Below are 16,035 nucleotides of genomic sequence, written 5' to 3' on the forward strand. Positions count from 1 at the left end.
CAAGAATGCCCGAGCTCAGCCGTCGACGGCGTCTTCTGGTGCTGGCGATCTGCTGTATGAGCCTGCTGATCGTCAGCCTCGACGCCACCATCCTCAATGTCGCCCTGCCGTCCATCCAGCGCGATCTGCACGCCTCGGTCGCCGGCATGCAGTGGACGATCGACGCCTACACCCTGGTCCTGGCGGCGCTGCTGATGCTGGCCGGCTCCACCGCCGACCGGCTCGGGCGGCGCCGGATCTTCCTGGTCGGCCTGGTGGTCTTCGCGGTCGGCTCGCTGCTGTGCAGCCTGGCGCCCGGCCTGGAGTGGCTGGTGGTCTTCCGGATGGTGCAGGCGGTCGGCGGCTCGATGCTCAACCCCGTCGCGATGTCGATCATCACCAACACCTTCACCGAACCGCGCGAGCGGGCCCGCGCGATCGGGGTGTGGGGCGGGGTCGTCGGCATCAGCATGGCGGCCGGCCCGGTGATCGGCGGGCTGCTGGTGCAGACCGTCGGCTGGCGCTCGATCTTCTGGATCAACGTCCCGATCGGTGCGCTCGCGCTCTTCCTGACCCTGCGCTACGTCCCCGAATCGCGCGCCCCCAAGCCGCGCCGCGTCGACCCGGTCGGCCAGCTGCTGGTGATCGCACTGCTCGGCTCACTGACGTACGCGATCATCGAGGCGCCGGACGCCGGCTGGACGTCCCCGGAGATCCTGGCGTTCGTGCTGATCGCGCTGGCCTCGCTGGCCGGTCTGATCGGCTATGAGCGGCGCCGTCGCGAACCCCTCATCGACCTGCGGTTCTTCCACAGCGCACCGTTCAGCGGGGCCACGGTCGTGGCGGTCTGCGCCTTTGCCGCGCTGGCCGGCTTTCTCTTCATCAACACCCTGTACCTGCAGAACATCCGAGGTCTGTCCGCGCTGGACGCCGGGCTCTACATGCTCCCCATGGCCGGGATGACGCTGGTCTTCGCGCCGGTGTCGGGACGGCTGGTCGGCAGCCGCGGGCCCCGGCTGTCCCTGCTCCTGGCCGGTACGGCGATGGGCGCGAGCGGACTGCTCTTCGCGGCCTTCGACGCACAGGCGACGAACCTGCTGCTGTTCACCGGCTATGTCCTGTTCGGCATCGGGTTCGGCCTGGTCAATGCGCCGATCACCAACACCGCGGTGTCCGGGATGCCGCGCTCCCAGGCCGGGGTGGCCGCCGCCGTCGCCTCCACCAGCAGACAGGTCGGACAGTCGCTCGGCGTCGCGGTGATCGGCGCCGTACTGGCGAGCGGGGCGCATGCCAACGCCACCGCGGACGCCTTCCTCGCGGCCGGCCGCCCGGCGTGGTGGATCATCGCCGGCTGCGGCGCGGCCGTCCTGCTGCTCGGCGCGCTGACCACGGGCCGGTGGGCGAGGGCGACGGCCGACCGCACGGCGGCGCTGTTCGAGGACGAGGCCCAGGGGTACCGGTCGGCGGATGCGCGGCCTTAGGCGGGGGATCTTTCCGCCCCCCCGCGAGCCTTCGCCCCTTCGATCCCTCAGCCCCTCGGTCGCTAAGCCCCTCGATCCCTCAGCCCCTCGATCGCTAAGTCCCTCGATCGCTAAGTCCCTACGGTCACACCGCGGCGAGCGCCGCCGGCTCCGCCGCCAGTTGCTCCAGCCGCTCCCGGGAGGTCTCGTCCACGGGCGTGTAGGACAGCAGCTTGGGGCCGGATTCCGGCCCCGTCCACAGGCTGGTGGCGGTCAGCTGGAGCGCGCCCACCCGCGGATGCCGGAAGAGCTTGACGGAGCTGACCGGGCGGACGACCTCGTGCTGCGCCCAGATCTCCCGGAACTCCGGCGAGGCCTCCGTCAGCCGCGCGACCAGCGCCTTCCATGCCGGCTCCGCAACATGCTCGGCCATCGACGCCCGGAACTTGGCGGCCATCACCCGCATCGCGCCCTCCAGATCGCCCACGCTGGCCCGCCACACGGGGTGGGTGAACGCCAGCCACATGCAGTTGCGGTCCTCTTCGGGCAGCGCATCGAGATCGCACATCAGGCGGCCGTACGTGCGGTTGTAGGCGAGGATGTCGAACCGGCTGTTCTGGACGACCGCGGGGAACGGCGTGAGCTGCTCCAGGATCTGCCGCAGCCCCTGCGGGACGCCCGTGCACTCCGTGCCGGGCATCGGATCGACCGCCCCCGCCAGCGCGAACAGATGACTGCGCTCGGCGCGGTCGAGCCGCAGCGCACGGGCCACCGCGTCCAGGACCTGCGGCGATACATGGATGTCCCGGGCCTGTTCGAGCCAGGTGTACCAGGTGACCCCGACCGCACCCAGGTGCGCGACCTCCTCGCGGCGCAGACCGGGCGTACGCCGGCGGGCGCCCCGCGGCAGCCCGACCTGCTCGGGCGTGATCCGCTCCCGCCGGCTGCGCAGAAAGGCGGCCAGCTCGGCCCGGCGGGCGGCGTCATCGCGCGGAGCGGTGCCGTACGGCGGGGCAGCGGCGCCACCCGGGCCTGTGGCAGGCTGCGGAAGGGGCGTGTCCAGGGTCATGGGTCCAGCGTGCCGCAGGCCCGAGCCGGTTGCCAGGTAGCGCTGATACCAGGATAAGAACACTCTGGTACCCGGCTGAGCGGTCGACGATCGTCGACTCCGTGAGCGACACCCGAGCACAGACGACCACCCCGGAAGCCCCGGCCGTGCCCCTGGTGGCCCCGGCCACCGCCCCGGAGGCCGGGTTCCCGGACGCACCGGCGGCCCCGGAGGCCCCGGAGGCACCGGACGCACCGGACGCACCGGACGCACCGGACGCACCGGCGACCCTGGAGGCACCGGCCGCACCCGGCCCCGCCCCACAGCAGCAGCGCACTCCGACCGTGCTGACCCCGCTCGGCCTGCTGACCGTGCTGCTGGGCGCGGCCCTCCCCCTGATCGACTTCTTCATCGTCAATGTCGCCCTGCCGACCATCGACCACGATCTGCACGCGGGCCCGGCGATGCTGGAGATGGTGGTGGCCGGTTACGGGGTCGCCTACGCGATGCTGCTGGTCCTCGGCGGGCGGCTCGGCGACATGGTCGGCCGCCGCCGGCTGTTCCTGTGGGGCCTGGCCGCCTTCGGGCTGACCTCGCTGGCGTGTGGTCTGGCGCCGGACGCCTGGACGCTGGTGGCCGCCCGGGTCGCCCAGGGCGCCGCGGCCGCACTGCTGCTGCCGCAGGTGCTGGCCACCATCCAGGCGACAACCACCGGCAAGCGGCGCGCCCAGGCCCTCAGCCTGTACGGCGGCACCGCCGGGGTGTCCAGCGCCGCCGGCCAGGTGCTCGGCGGGCTGCTGGTCTCCGTCGACCTGGCGGGCACCGGCTGGCGCGCGGTCTTCCTGGTGAACGTCCCGATGGCCGCCGCCGCCTGGCTGCTGGCCGCCCGTACGGTCCCCGAGACCCGCTCCCCGCACCCGGCCCGGGTGGACGGCCCCGGCACCGCACTGCTCGCCGCCACCCTGATCACCCTGCTGCTGCCGCTGACCGAGGGCCGGGCGGCCGGCTGGCCCCTGTGGTCCTGGGTCCTGCTGGCCGTCTTCCCCTTCGCCGCCACCGCGTTCGTGCTGTTCGAGCGCCGGGCCGAGCGCCTCGGCCGTACGCCGCTGGTCCCGCCCTCGCTGCTGCGCATCCCTTCCGTGAACAGCGGGCTCCGCATGCTCGTTCCGTTCACGCTGGGCTTCGGCGGCTTCATGTTCGTGGTGGCGGTCGCCCTCCAAAGCGGCCTGCACTTCGGCCCGTTCGCGGCCGGAATGTCCCTGGCCCCGATGTGCGTCGCCTTCTTCCTCGCCTCCCTCGCCGGTCCGCGGCTGGTGCTGCGGTTCGGGCGGCGGGTGGTGATCGCCGGTTCCCTGATCCAGGGCACCGGACTGGCCCTGCTGGCACTGACCGTGCACGCGGGCTGGCCCGGGATATCGGTGGCCGCTCTCGCGCCGGGCATGGCCGTACTGGGCATCGGACAGGGCATGGTGATGCCGGTGCTGATGCGCATCGTGCTGAGCGAACTGCCGATGACGCAGGCGGGGGTGGGCGGCGGCGTCCTGGTCACCACCCAGCAGTCCGGCCTCGCCCTGGGCGTGGCCACCCTCGGCACCCTCTTCCTCTCGCTGCTGCCCTCCCTCGGCATTCGCGACGCCCTGCTCGCCGCGCTGCTGACGCAACTGGCGATCGTCGCGGGCACGACGCTGCTCGCCCTGCGCCTGCCACGCACCGTGCGCTGAGGTGCTCTGACCTGGGCTGGCCCTGCACCGACCAGCGAGGAGCGAGAAACCGGGCACGGCTCACACCCGACGACTGACACATCACCACGACATGACGGCTGACAAATATTGAAATCTGTCATCCGTCATGTCATAGTGAGTGCACGGCAGCCGTTCCCCGTCCCCTCCACCACCCCTCCCTCTCCTCACCGTCAGGAGCAAGCAGTGCAGACCCGCACCCTGGGCACCACCGGCCCGCAGACCTCCGCTCTCGGCCTCGGCTGCATGGGCATGTCCGCCTTCTACGGCGACAGCGACCGCAGCGAATCCATCGCCACCCTTCACGCCGCCCTCGACGCGGGCATCACCCTGCTCGACACCGGCGACTTCTACGGCATGGGGCACAACGAGCTGCTGATCAACGAAGCGCTGCGCACCGCCTCCGCGACGGCTCGCGAAAAGGCGCAGCTCAGCGTGAAGTTCGGCGCCCTGCGCACCGTCGAGGGCGACTTCACCGGTTTTGACGGCCGGCCGAGCGCGGTGAAGAACTTCGCCGCGTACTCCCTTCAGCGACTGGGCGCCGACCACATCGACATCTACCGGATCTGCCGGGTCGATCCGGATGTCCCGATCGAGGAGACCGTCGGCGCCATCGCCGAGCTGGTCGAGGCCGGGCATGTCCGTCACATCGGCCTGTCCGAGGTCGGCGCGCAGACCCTGCGCCGGGCCGCCGCCGTGGCCCCGATCGCCGACCTCCAGATCGAGTACGCCCTCGTCTCCCGCGGCATCGAGGAGACGATCCTGCCCACCGCCCGCGAGCTGGGCATCGGCATCACCGCCTATGGGGTTCTGGCCCGCGGCCTGATCAGCGGCCACTTCACCCGCGACCGCAAGCTCGCCGCGAGCGACTTCCGCGCCATGACCCCGCGCTTCCAGGGCGAAAATCTCGACCACAATCTCGACCTGGTGGACGCGCTGCGCAAGATCGCCGAACAGAAGGGCGCCTCGGTTGCGCAGACCGCCATCGCCTGGGTGCTCTCCCGCGGCGAGGACATCGTCCCGCTGATCGGCGCCCGTCGCCGCGACCGGCTGACCGAGGCCCTCGGCGCCCTGGACGTCACACTGGACGCCGACGATCTCACCGCGATAGAGCACGCCGTCCCGGCCGGCGCCGCCGCCGGCGACCGCTACCCCACCCAGCAGATGGCCCACCTCGACAGCGAGCACTGACGACCGGGGGGAGGGGAGCGACCGGGAGGCCGGACCACCGGGAGGCGCGGACGGCTGGGGAAGCATCACCGCCGGGCAGCATGACCGCCGGGCAGCGTGACCGCCGGGCAGCATTACCATCGGGCAGCGTGACCACCGGGCCGCCGGGCCACCGGGCCGCCGGGCCGCCGGACATCGTGGCCACCGCAGCGGGTACGGGGCACGGCCAGGTACCGTCCGTAGGGACCGCCGTCCCTGCCCCACCCCGTGCCCGCCCCGCCCCGCCCCGCGGTCACCTCGCCCTCCCGAAAGGCCGACCCGCCCCATGCCCCCCGAGACGTTGACCCCAGAGCGCATCCTCGAAGCCACCGAGGAGGTGCTGCGCCGCTACGGCCCGGCCAAGGCCACGGTCGTGGATGTGGCGCGGGCCCTGGGCGTCAGCCACGGCAGCGTCTACCGCCACTTCCGTACGAAGGCGGCGCTGCGGGAGGCGGTCACGGAGCGCTGGCTGGACCGTACGAGCCAGGCACTGTCGGTCATCGTCACGGCGGAAGGACCGGCCCCGGAGCGGCTGGACCGCTGGCTGACCTCCCTGTTCGAGGCCAAGCGGCACAAGGCCGGCGACGATCCCGAACTGTTCGCCACCTATATGACGTTGATCGGAGAGAGCGGCGGCGTGGTCGACCGCCACATCACCGACCTCGAAGCCCAGCTCACCTCCATCATCGAAGCCGGCGTCAGCCAGGGCGACTTCCACACTCCCTCCCCCGCCACCACCGCCCGCGCCGTCTTCGATGCCACCGGCCGTTTCCACGACCCGTGTTACGCCCCCGAGTGGTCCCGCCCCGAGATCACTGCCGACTTCGAGGCCGTCCGCGACCTGGTCCTGCGGGGCCTGCGCACGAAGACCTGAGCACGGAGGGCCTCAGCACGGAGGCCTGAGCACGGAGGCCTGAGCAGCACACCACCGGCCGCTATGTCGTGCCTGCTGCCGTGCCGTGCAGAAGGAGGGCGCAGGCGAGGACGCCGAAGGCCGCGGTGTGCAGGAGGGCGCGGACGATGTTCCAGGTGACCCAGCGCCCCTCGAAGGCGGCCCTGGCGGCCCTGTCCCGGTCGTCGTCTCCCGTATCGCCCTTGCCGGAGGCGATATCGGCCTTGTCGAGGGCGTTGTTGAGCGGGACATTGACCCCGCTGGTGACGAAGAAGCCCGCCATGTAGAGCACCAGCGCGGCGAGGACCCAGGGCAGGGCCACCCGCCCGTGGCCGTTCCAGGCCAGGACGGTGGCGAGGATGAGCAGCGGGACCGGCAGCAGGAAGGGGAGCAGGAACCAGCCGTTGATGATGGCCCGGTTGATGTTCTGCATGGCCTGTACGAAGGTGCGGTCGGCGGAACGGGCAAGGCCGGGCATCACCGCGTAGGCAAAGGCGGCGAACAAGCCGGCCATCAGCCCCGCGCCGAGCGTCGCGACCAGCAGCGTGGCGGTCTGCAGGGCTCTCATGGCTCCTCCGTATCCGGTACGTGGGCCGACCCTACCGAGAGCGGCCCGCGCGGTACCGGCCAACGAGCCTCCCCCGACGCTCCCCGGAACTTCTTCCTCAGGAGACCGTGCGCTCAGGGCGATTCCTGGCCGGCCGCCCGGGAACACTCGGACAGCTCCGCGGCCCACCCCTCCGACCAGCAGGCGAGGGGACGAAGGGCCCGGTGGGCGTCCTCGCCGAGTGCGGTGAGGACGTACTGGCCCTCGGGGGTCTGCTCCACCAGGCACGCCTCGACCAGTTCCAGAAGGCGTTGGCGCAGCACGCTGGAGGACATGTTGTCGCACCGCTGCCGCAGGGAACGGAAGCCCAGAGCGCCTTCCTGCAGCTCCCAGACGATGCGCAGGCTCCACCGCCGGCCGAACAGGTCGAGCGCGGCCATGAGAGGCCGCCCCGTGGTCGAGCCACGGACGGGCTGCCCCGGTGTCGGCGTTGCCATGGGCGGTTCCTCCTGCGGACCTTCTGGTGACTCGGCTTCCGGAAGACTAGAGGAGGAGCCCCGAGGTGTTCAGACATCGAACGCAGCCAGTTCCGCCGGAAGAGCACGGCGACCGCACTCTTCGCGGGCGTGCTCGGCGCCCCGGACAACACACCTAGTGCACGCAGAACTCGTTGCCCTCCGGGTCCGTCATAACCACCCACTCGCCGCCCTGCGCGTTGACGTGGCTCTGGACCCGGGCGCCGAGGGCACGGAGGCGCTCCACCTCTGCGTCCCGCTCGCCCGCGAGGCCGTGCAGGTCGATATGCAGGCGGTTCTTGGTCGTCTTCGGCTCCGACGGCGGTACGCGGTTGAAGAGCAGCCGACGCCCCAGTCCCGTGCCGCTCTCCGCGTCGTACGGGTCGTCGGGGTGGCGTACCGCCGCCGCGTCCCGCCAGGCGCGCCGGCCGTCGTGGTCGACGAGGAGGTCGGACTGGATGGCGCCGAGGTCGAGGAGCTTGCCGATGAGGGCGCTGTGGTCCTCGACCTCGTAGCGGAGCGTAGCCGCCCAGAAGTCGGCCTGGGCGTGCGGATCGTGAGCGTCGACGACGAGCTTCCAGTGCAGGGGAGTTGTAGTCATGGTCACCACCTATAGCCCACGGCACTGACACCGGGGGCCCGCCGCCCGCACCCAGCCGAGTGGTTCGGATGTGTTCGGTGAGCGAATGCGGTAGGAGACGAGCGATTGCGGTAAGCGACCGCAGGACGGGGTGCCGGTTCCGTAGTGGTGCTGGTTCCGTAGTGGGGCCCGGTTCCGTGGTGGTACCGGATCACGGCAACCCTCGCGAGGATGCGCCGGGCGACGCGCACCGCGACGCCCTCGAAGATGTGACCAGCCCCCTCCGACCAGCCCCCTCCGACCGCGCCCGACCAGGCCCGGCCCGGCCGGGACAGGCCCGGCCCGGGCAAGCCCTAACGCCCCACCCCCAGGAAATGCAGCACCGCCAGCACCCGGCGGTGGTCGGCGTCCGCCTTCGGCAGGTCCAGCTTGGCGAGGATGTTGTTGATGTGCTTGGCGACCGCGCTCTCGCTCACCACCAGTTGCGCCGCGATGCCCGCGTTGGAGCGGCCCTCGGCCATCAGGGCGAGCACGTCCCGTTCGCGGGCCGTCAGCCGCTCCAGTGGATCACTCGCCCGGCGTACCAGCAGCTGGGCGACGACCTGCGGGTCCAGCGCGGTGCCGCCGGCCGCCACCCTCCGCAGTGCCTCGATGAAATCCTCGACATCCGCGACCCGTTGTTTGAGCAGATAGCCCACTCCGCTGGTGTTCGTCGCCAGCAGATCGGCCGCGTACCGTTCCTCGACGTATTGGGAGAGCATCAACACCGCGGTGCCGGGCCACTTCTGGCGGATCGCCAGCGCCGCGCGCACGCCCTCGTCCGTGAAGCCGGGCGGCATCCGGACGTCCACCACCGCGAGGTCCGGCCGGTGCTCCTCGACCGCCGTCAGCAGCCCCTGCGCGTCCCCCGCCTCGGCGGTCACCTCGAACCCGGCCATCTCCACCACCTTGACGAGTCCGATCCGCAGCAGAACGGAGTCCTCGGCGATCACGGCACGTCTCACATCGGGCACGGCAGCTCCACGCTCATCATGGTCGGGCCCCCCACGGGGCTGCTCATCCGGAACGTTCCGTCCACGGAGCGCGCACGCCGGGCAAGCCCCTTCAAGCCGCTCCCCTTGGATGGATCGGCGCCGCCCAAACCGTCGTCGGCGATCACCACCCGGAGTATCTCGCCGAGCCGGGTGACCGTCACCTCCGCCCGGGTCGCCTCCCGCGCATGCTTGGCGATATTCGTCAGCGCCTCGGAGACGACGAAGTAGGCGACCGCCTCGACGGCCGGCGCCGTGCGCTGCGGCAATTCCGCTGGCAGATCCACCCGCAGCCGTACGGGCAGCGGCGCGCGGGCCGCGAGCCCCGACAGCGCGGCATCCAGCCCCAGTTCGTCCAGAACGGCCGGATGGAGCCCCCGCACCAGGTTGTTGAGCTCCTCGATGGCGTCCTTCGCCTCGCGGTGCGCGGCGTCGATGACCTCCTGCGCCTCCGCGGGCAGATCCGTGAGGGTGGCCTTCGCAAGCCCGAGGTTCAGCGCGAGGGACACCAGCCGCTGCTGTGCGCCGTCGTGCAGATCCCGCTCGATACGCCGCCGTTCGGCGTCGGCGGCATCCACCGCACCGGCCCGGCTCTCGGTGAGGTCCTCGACCCGCCGCGCCAGCTCCTCGGACCGGCTCACGCCCAGCACCGCCCGCCCGACCAGGATCTCCAGCCGGACGAGCCCCGCGGCCAGCACCGGTATCGCGGCGAGTACCGCCAGCCCCAGCACCGAGAGATAGCTGGCCCTGGTGGTGTAGCCGCCGTGCTCGACGCGCCATTGCGGCGAAGCGATCCACACCCACACCAGGGCCAGCGCCGCGACCAGCGCCGCCAACAGGAGTGCCAGCAGCAGGAGTTCAAGCACTCCGAGCAGCGGGCCGACCAGCAAGTTGTAGCCCAACTGCCGTTTGCCCTCCGTGAACCGCAGCCGCGGCAGCTCCACCCCGCATATCGACCGGAACCGCCAGCGCTGCGCCTCGGTGAACCCGTATCCGGCGACGACCAGCAGGGTCAACGGCGCGATCAGCACCACGGGTGCGTCGGAGGAGACGCCGTTCACCGTGTCGGTCAGCAGGAACAGTGCCCACCAGGACAGGAGCACCGGGACGAGGTGCAGCGGCAGCCCGGCGGCGATGAACGTGAGGTCGCGCCGCATGCGTACGAGAGCCCGGCGCAGCCGGGGTGGGACGGTCATGTTCACACCGTATGGGGCCGGTTGCGCAGCAGCCATGACAACAGTGTCCGGTCCGGGGGTATAGCTGGTGCCACCCCAAGTCGGACAGCGACGTTACTGACGGTGGGCGTCGAAAACCGGAGTGTTGATCAGGAGCCCGACGGACGGGTTCGCGACTCCGAAAGCGACCCATTCCATGGCCCTCATCGCCCTCACCTCCCCTGTCACCGACGGCAGTTACCCCCGCCGCGACATCTCCGGCGGCCCGGTACGGTCCGGCGCCGGACTCAGGTGGCAGGGCAGGATCCTGACCGGCGCCGGCCTCGCCCTCCTCCCCTGGCTCGGCTACCTCGCCGGCACCCTCCCGCCCGCCGAGGCCGTCGCCTGGGTCGCCCTCGACGCCCTGGAGGCCGTCGCCCTCCTCGTCACCGGCACCCGTCTGCTGCGCGGCGACTCCCGGCACCGCGCCCCCGCGGCCGCCGCGGCCGTCCTCCTCCTCGCCGACGCCTGCATCGATCTCGCGACCGCCGCCCCCGGCGCGGAACTCGCCGTCGCCCTGTCCATGGCCGTCGGAGCGGAACTGCCTCTGGTAGCCCTGTGCGCCCGCCTCGCCTCGCGGCCGCCGCGAGGCGCCTAGAACAACGCCTGGAAGGTGCCTAGGGGACGGGCGAACACATCCCGTAAGGGTCGCGAGGCCCCCCTGCGGGGCCACAACGTGGGGGCGCCGGAAGACATTCCCGGAAGACATTCCCGGAGGCATTCCCACTGCCCCACCCGCAACCCCACCCGCAAAAGCCCGCAGCCCCCACCCGCACCCGCACCCCCGCACCCAAAAGCGCCGGCCCGGCCCGGAGAATCCGAGCCCGACCGGCGCTTGAGGTCACGGGTGGGCACCGCCCCCGAAGGGACCGGCGCCGCCCCGCGCGGGACTAGCAGCCGAGCAGTCGCGCACCCAGGTAGGCCTGGATCTGGTCCAGGCTGACCCGCTCCTGCTTCATGGTGTCGCGCTCACGCACGGTCACCGCGTTGTCGTCGAGGGTGTCGAAGTCGACCGTGACGCAGAACGGCGTGCCGATCTCGTCCTGGCGGCGGTAGCGGCGGCCGATCGCGCCCGCGTCGTCGAACTCGATGTTCCAGTTCTTGCGCAGGTCCGTGGCCAGCCCCTTCGCCTTCGGCGACAGCTGCGGGTTGCGGGACAGCGGCAGCACCGCGACCTTGACCGGCGCCAGGCGCGGGTCGAGCCGCATGACGGTGCGCTTCTCCATCTTGCCCTTGGCGTTGGGCGCCTCGTCCTCGATGTACGCGTCGAGCATGAAGGCGAGCATCGCGCGGTTCACCCCGGCCGCCGGCTCGATGACGTACGGAGTCCAGCGCTCGCCGGCCTCCTGGTCGAAGTACGAGAGGTCCTGGCCGGACGCCTTGGAGTGCGCCGACAGGTCGTAGTCGGTGCGGTTGGCCACACCCTCCAGCTCGGAGAACTCGGTGCCGCCGAAGTTGAAGCGGTACTCGATGTCAGCGGTGCGCTTGGAGTAGTGCGAGAGCTTCTCGGCCGGGTGCTCGAACCAGCGGATGTTCTCCTCGCGGATGCCGAGGTCGCGGTACCAGTTCCACCGCTCGGCCATCCAGTACTCCTGCCACTGCTCGTCCTCGCCCGGCTTGACGAAGAACTCCATCTCCATCTGCTCGAACTCGCGGGTCCGGAAGATGAAGTTGCCGGGCGTGATCTCGTTGCGGAAGGACTTGCCCATCTGCGCGATGCCGAACGGCGGCTTCTTGCGGGAAGTCTGCTGCACCTGGGCAAAGTTGGTGAAGATGCCCTGTGCGGTCTCGGGACGCAGGTAGGCGACCGAGGCGGTGTCCTGGGACGGGCCGAGGTGGGTGGAGAGCAGGCCGGAGAACTGCTTGGGCTCGGTGAAGGCGCCCTTGTTGCCGCAGTGGGGGCAGTTGATGTCGGCCATGCCGTTCTCGGGCAGCTTGCCGTGCTTCGCCTCGTACGCCTCTTCAAGGTGGTCCGCACGGAAGCGCTTGTGGCAGGAGGTGCACTCGGTGAGCGGGTCGGTGAAGGTGGCGACGTGGCCGGACGCCTGCCAGACCTCGGGGGCCAGGATCACCGACGAGTCGAGACCGACGACGTCTTCGCGCGAGGTGACCATGGCGCGCCACCACTGACGCTTGATGTTCTCCTTGAGCTCGACGCCCAGCGGACCGTAGTCCCAGGCAGCGCGGGAGCCGCCGTAGATCTCACTGCAGGGGTATACAAAGCCACGGCGCTTGCTCAGGCTGACGATGGTATCGATCTTGTCGGCGGCCACGGTGCTCTCTTCATTACGACGACGAACGATGGATGGGCGGCGCCCTAGCGTCTCAATGAGGGGTGGTGGTCAAAAGACGGCCGGGCGAATAGTTCAGGGTACCGGCGGCCGTACCCCCTGGATCAAATCGGTTCTGGCCCACTGTCGCCCCGCTCACACCGGTTCATCCGTTGTTGACAATCGTTTCCAACATTGTTGAAAATGACTGTCATGAACATACGCCGTCCCATATCCACCGCGACCCTCGCCGGCGTCTCGGTGCTCAGCCTGCTGGCCCTCTCCGCCTGCTCCCCCTCGGGCGGCACCCGCACCGAGGACGGCAAGCTGAGGGTGACAGCGTCCTTCTACCCCATGGAATTCCTCGCCCGGCAGATCGGCGGGAAGCACGTCGAGGTGACCGACCTCACGAAGCCGGGGGTCGAGCCGCACGACCTGGAGCTCTCCCCGCAGCAGACCGCCCAGCTCGGCGAGTCCGGCGCAATCGTCTACCTCAAGGGCCTGCAGCCCGCCGTGGACGAGGCCGTCGAGCAGTCCGGCGTCAAGAACGTCGCCGACGCGGCCGCCCTCACCTCCCTCGAAGAGCACGGCACCGAGGTCGACGGCCACCACCACACCACTGGCGACAACCACTCCCACTCGGAGTCCGAGGGCGGCAAGGATCCGCACATCTGGCTCGACCCGGTGAAGTACGCCGAGGTCGCCAAGGGCGTCAACAAAACTCTCGCCAAGGCCGACCCGGACCACAAGGCCGACTACCAGAAGAACACCGACGCCCTGGTGGAGAAGCTGGACGGGCTGAACACCGAGTTCAAGGACGGCCTGAAGAAGCGCACATCCGACACCTTCCTCACCACCCACGCGGCCTTCGGCTACCTCGCCGAGCGCTACGGCCTCACCGAGGAAGCCATCAGCGGACTCGACCCGGAGGCCGAGCCCAGCGCCAAGCGCATCAGGGACCTGCACACCCTCGCCAGGGAGCACCACATCTCCACGGTCTTCTTCGAGACGATCGCCAACCCGGCCACCGCCAAGGCCCTGGCCGGCGACCTCCACCTGAAGACCGATGTCCTCGACCCCCTTGAGGGGATCAACGCCAAGTCCCGCGGCAAGGACTACTTCGGTGTGCAGCGGGCCAACCTCGCCGCGCTGCAGAAGGCGCTCGGCAGCAAGTGACGGACACCGCACCGCACGTGACGGAGGCCACCATGAACCAGCCGCCCACCCAGCCGGTGATCGACCTGCGCGGGGCGACCGCCTCGCTGGGCGCCCGCCCCGTGCTGCGCGGTGTCGACCTCACCGTGCGGTCCGGTGAGGTCGTCGCGCTGCTCGGTGCCAACGGCTCCGGCAAGTCCACCGCCGTACGCTCCGTGATCGGCCAGGTCCCGCTCACCGGCGGTGAGCTGGACCTCTTCGGCACGGAGTTCCGGCGGTTCAAGGACTGGGCCCGGATCGGCTATGTCCCGCAGCGCACCACCGCGGCGGGCGGTGTGCCCGCCACCGTCCGCGAGGTCGTCACGGCCGGCCGGCTGGCCCGTACGAAGCTGGGCATGCTGCGCAAGGCCGACCGGGCCGCGGTGCACCGGGCGCTGGAGCTGGTCGGCATGGCGGACCGCGCCAAGGACTCCGTCGACGCGCTGTCCGGCGGGCAGCATCAGCGGGTGCTGATCGCCCGTGCGCTGGCCGGTGAACCGGAACTGCTGATCATGGACGAGCCGATGGCCGGCGTCGACCTGGCCAGCCAGGAAGTGCTCGCCGCCGCCCTGCGTGAACAGGTCGGCCGCGGCACCACGGTGCTGCTCGTCCTGCACGAGCTGGGCCCGCTGGAGCCGCTGATCGACCGTGCGGTGGTGCTGCGGGACGGCTGTGTCGTCCACGACGGCCCGCCGCCCGAGGCCGTGGGCCAGCACGCGCTGCCCGGCCATGACCATGTCCACCCGCACGCCGACGCGGCCGCGGAACCGATCCGGACGGGGCTGCTGAGCTGATGCCGCGACCTTCGGGGGACGCCCCCCGCACCCCCAGCCGACACCCGAGCACCGGCTCCCTTTCGCGAGGTCGACCGACATGGAAATCCTGAACTACGCCTTCATGCAGCGGGCGCTGATCGCCGCCCTGATCGTCGGCGTCACCGCCCCCGCCATCGGCATCTACCTCGTCCAGCGCCGCCAGGCCCTGATGGGCGACGGCATCGGCCATGTCGCGCTCACCGGCGTCGGCCTCGGTTTCCTGCTGAACACCAGCCCCATCTGGGTCGCCACCGCCGTCGCCATCGCCGGCTCCGTCGTGATGGAGCTGATCCGCTGGTACGGCAAGACCCGCGGCGACCTCGCGCTGGCCATGCTGTTCTACGGCGGTATGGCGGGCGGGGTGATGCTGATGAACCTCTCCGAAGCGGGCTCCAACGCCAACCTCGGCACCTACCTCTTCGGCTCGATCACCACCGTCTCGCCACAGGACATGACGACGATCTATGTGCTGGCCGCCCTGGTGCTGGCGATCACCATCGGCCTGCGCCGCCAGCTGTTCGCGGTGTGCCAGGACGAGGAGTTCGCCCGGGTGACGGGCCTGCCGGTGCGGCTGCTCAATCTGCTGGTCGCCGTCACCGCCGCGGTCACCGTCACCGTCGCCATGCGCGTCGTCGGTCTGCTGCTGGTCAGCGCCCTGATGGTGATCCCGGTCGCGGCCGCCCAGCAGATCAGCCGCAGCTTCGCGGTCACCTTCTCGGTGGCCGTGGCGATCGGTGTCGCGGTCACCCTGACGGGCACCACCACCTCGTACTACGTGGACGTCCCGTCCGGCGCCACGATCGTGCTGTTCGCCATCGGACTGTTCGTGCTCTTCACCGGGCTCGCCGCGCCGCTCGCGAAAAAGCGTGCAAGGGCTGCCGCAGAGGCCTCGAAGGGGTGCACTCTGGAGGTACCCGGCGACCGCACCGCCCCGGACGATGTGCGGGTGACCGGGTGAGCACGGGCAGCCGGCTGCCGGCGCACCACCGTCGGCAGACAGTTGCGTGTACCGGTAAGCGTCTCACCGGGGAGCCGCTCATCACCTGGCACAATGGCGGGACGCACGTGCAGGGGGAAGTCCTGACGTCCTAGGGAGGCAACGGTGGCGACGAGCGCGGGATCTCCGGTACGCGGCCGGTCGACGCGACAGCGGACCGCGGTGTCGGCCGCACTCGACGAGGTCGAAGAGTTCCGCAGTGCACAGGAGCTGCACGACATGCTCAAGCACAAGGGCGACTCCGTCGGGCTGACCACCGTCTACCGGACACTGCAGTCCCTCGCCGACGCCGGTGAGGTCGATGTGCTGCGCACCAGCGACGGCGAGGCGGTCTACCGCCGGTGCAGCACCGACGATCACCACCATCACCTCGTGTGCCGGGCCTGCGGCAAGGCCGTCGAGGTCGAGGGCCCCGCGGTGGAGAAGTGGGCCGACCAGATCGCCCGGGAGCACGGCTTCCAGGACGTCGCGCACACCATCGAGATCTTCGGGACCTGCGGCGAGTGCGCCGCCCGGAAGGCCGAGAAGCAGTAGCCGGCAGCAAA

The 16,035-nt window shown here is 70.7% G+C and carries 16 protein-coding genes; 9 read left to right on the forward strand and 7 right to left on the reverse strand.

Annotated features, from left to right (window positions below; all coding sequences use genetic code 11):
• The first annotated feature begins 5 nt into the window (after positions 1-5).
• Positions 6-1,460, forward strand: coding sequence for an MFS transporter (locus AB0C46_RS19385; RefSeq protein WP_362829056.1), 1,455 nt, complete (start codon positions 6-8; stop codon positions 1,458-1,460).
• Between the two features lie 124 nt (positions 1,461-1,584).
• Here AB0C46_RS19385 and AB0C46_RS19390 read toward each other — a convergent pair whose 3' ends face one another.
• Entirely contained in the window at positions 1,585-2,508 is a 924-nt protein-coding gene (locus AB0C46_RS19390) for a helix-turn-helix transcriptional regulator (RefSeq protein ID WP_362829058.1), read from the reverse strand.
• A 323-nt stretch (positions 2,509-2,831) separates the two neighbouring features.
• Between AB0C46_RS19390 and AB0C46_RS19395 the strand changes: the two genes are divergently transcribed.
• The 3 genes from AB0C46_RS19395 (at position 2,832) to AB0C46_RS19405 (ending at position 6,309) form a co-directional block, all read left to right on the forward strand.
• Positions 2,832-4,208: an MFS transporter gene (locus AB0C46_RS19395; protein ID WP_362829183.1), complete on the forward strand. Its 1,377-nt coding sequence runs from the start codon at positions 2,832-2,834 to the stop codon at positions 4,206-4,208.
• 204 nt (positions 4,209-4,412) lie between these two features.
• The gene (locus AB0C46_RS19400; protein WP_362829059.1) at positions 4,413-5,417 is read left to right on the forward strand and encodes an aldo/keto reductase; all 1,005 of its coding nucleotides are present in this window, start codon (positions 4,413-4,415) and stop codon (positions 5,415-5,417) included.
• Positions 5,418-5,721: 304 nt separating this feature from the next.
• Positions 5,722-6,309, forward strand: a complete 588-nt coding sequence (locus AB0C46_RS19405; RefSeq protein WP_362829060.1) for a TetR family transcriptional regulator — start codon at positions 5,722-5,724, stop codon at positions 6,307-6,309.
• Positions 6,310-6,370: 61 nt separating this feature from the next.
• Here the strand turns inward: AB0C46_RS19405 and AB0C46_RS19410 are convergent, their stop codons facing one another.
• The 5 genes from AB0C46_RS19410 to AB0C46_RS19430 form a co-directional block, all read right to left on the reverse strand.
• Positions 6,371-6,895 (reverse strand): anthrone oxygenase family protein, encoded by a 525-nt coding sequence (locus tag AB0C46_RS19410; protein ID WP_362829062.1) that lies wholly within the window; start codon positions 6,893-6,895, stop codon positions 6,371-6,373.
• 113 nt (positions 6,896-7,008) lie between these two features.
• Positions 7,009-7,371 (reverse strand): helix-turn-helix domain-containing protein, encoded by a 363-nt coding sequence (locus AB0C46_RS19415; RefSeq protein ID WP_362829063.1) that lies wholly within the window; start codon positions 7,369-7,371, stop codon positions 7,009-7,011.
• A gap of 154 nt (positions 7,372-7,525) precedes the next feature.
• Positions 7,526-7,990, reverse strand: a complete 465-nt coding sequence (locus tag AB0C46_RS19420; RefSeq protein WP_362829065.1) for a VOC family protein — start codon at positions 7,988-7,990, stop codon at positions 7,526-7,528.
• A 332-nt stretch (positions 7,991-8,322) separates the two neighbouring features.
• Positions 8,323-8,961: a response regulator transcription factor gene (locus AB0C46_RS19425; protein ID WP_362829185.1), complete on the reverse strand. Its 639-nt coding sequence runs from the start codon at positions 8,959-8,961 to the stop codon at positions 8,323-8,325.
• 8 nt (positions 8,962-8,969) lie between these two features.
• On the reverse strand, positions 8,970-10,196 hold the full coding sequence (locus AB0C46_RS19430) for a histidine kinase (protein ID WP_362829067.1): 1,227 nt from the start codon (positions 10,194-10,196) through the stop codon (positions 8,970-8,972).
• 175 nt (positions 10,197-10,371) lie between these two features.
• Between AB0C46_RS19430 and AB0C46_RS19435 the strand changes: the two genes are divergently transcribed.
• Positions 10,372-10,812, forward strand: a complete 441-nt coding sequence (locus AB0C46_RS19435) for a hypothetical protein (RefSeq protein WP_362829069.1) — start codon at positions 10,372-10,374, stop codon at positions 10,810-10,812.
• Between the two features lie 292 nt (positions 10,813-11,104).
• On the opposite strand, the gene AB0C46_RS19440 is transcribed toward AB0C46_RS19435, so the two are convergent.
• The gene (locus AB0C46_RS19440; RefSeq protein WP_362829070.1) at positions 11,105-12,487 is read right to left on the reverse strand and encodes a glycine--tRNA ligase; all 1,383 of its coding nucleotides are present in this window, start codon (positions 12,485-12,487) and stop codon (positions 11,105-11,107) included.
• 210 nt (positions 12,488-12,697) lie between these two features.
• Between AB0C46_RS19440 and AB0C46_RS19445 the strand changes: the two genes are divergently transcribed.
• The 4 genes from AB0C46_RS19445 to AB0C46_RS19460 all read left to right on the forward strand — a co-directional run bounded on the left by AB0C46_RS19445 (position 12,698) and on the right by AB0C46_RS19460 (position 16,024).
• Positions 12,698-13,660, forward strand: coding sequence for a metal ABC transporter substrate-binding protein (locus AB0C46_RS19445; protein WP_362829072.1), 963 nt, complete (start codon positions 12,698-12,700; stop codon positions 13,658-13,660).
• Positions 13,661-13,692: 32 nt separating this feature from the next.
• Entirely contained in the window at positions 13,693-14,472 is a 780-nt protein-coding gene (locus tag AB0C46_RS19450; protein WP_362829073.1) for a metal ABC transporter ATP-binding protein, read from the forward strand.
• A gap of 79 nt (positions 14,473-14,551) precedes the next feature.
• Positions 14,552-15,451 carry a metal ABC transporter permease gene (locus tag AB0C46_RS19455; protein ID WP_362829074.1) on the forward strand — a complete coding sequence of 300 codons (900 nt, stop codon included), beginning with the start codon at positions 14,552-14,554 and terminating at the stop codon, positions 15,449-15,451.
• 144 nt (positions 15,452-15,595) lie between these two features.
• On the forward strand, positions 15,596-16,024 hold the full coding sequence (locus AB0C46_RS19460) for a transcriptional repressor (protein ID WP_362829075.1): 429 nt from the start codon (positions 15,596-15,598) through the stop codon (positions 16,022-16,024).
• Positions 16,025-16,035: the final 11 nt, after the last annotated feature.

The organism is Streptomyces sp. NPDC048637, from assembly GCF_040650675.1.
Taxonomy (GTDB): domain Bacteria; phylum Actinomycetota; class Actinomycetes; order Streptomycetales; family Streptomycetaceae; genus Streptomyces.

Coding starts and splice junctions, on each gene's coding strand:
- AB0C46_RS19385 (WP_362829056.1), top strand. CDS start 6: ATGCCCGAGCTCAGCCGTCGACGGCGTCTTCTGGTGCTGGCGATCTGC.
- AB0C46_RS19390 (WP_362829058.1), bottom strand. CDS start 2,508: ATGACCCTGGACACGCCCCTTCCGCAGCCTGCCACAGGCCCGGGTGGC.
- AB0C46_RS19405 (WP_362829060.1), top strand. CDS start 5,722: ATGCCCCCCGAGACGTTGACCCCAGAGCGCATCCTCGAAGCCACCGAG.
- AB0C46_RS19410 (WP_362829062.1), bottom strand. CDS start 6,895: ATGAGAGCCCTGCAGACCGCCACGCTGCTGGTCGCGACGCTCGGCGCG.
- AB0C46_RS19415 (WP_362829063.1), bottom strand. CDS start 7,371: ATGGCAACGCCGACACCGGGGCAGCCCGTCCGTGGCTCGACCACGGGG.
- AB0C46_RS19420 (WP_362829065.1), bottom strand. CDS start 7,990: ATGACTACAACTCCCCTGCACTGGAAGCTCGTCGTCGACGCTCACGAT.
- AB0C46_RS19430 (WP_362829067.1), bottom strand. CDS start 10,196: ATGACCGTCCCACCCCGGCTGCGCCGGGCTCTCGTACGCATGCGGCGC.
- AB0C46_RS19435 (WP_362829069.1), top strand. CDS start 10,372: ATGGCCCTCATCGCCCTCACCTCCCCTGTCACCGACGGCAGTTACCCC.
- AB0C46_RS19445 (WP_362829072.1), top strand. CDS start 12,698: ATGAACATACGCCGTCCCATATCCACCGCGACCCTCGCCGGCGTCTCG.
- AB0C46_RS19450 (WP_362829073.1), top strand. CDS start 13,693: ATGAACCAGCCGCCCACCCAGCCGGTGATCGACCTGCGCGGGGCGACC.
- AB0C46_RS19455 (WP_362829074.1), top strand. CDS start 14,552: ATGGAAATCCTGAACTACGCCTTCATGCAGCGGGCGCTGATCGCCGCC.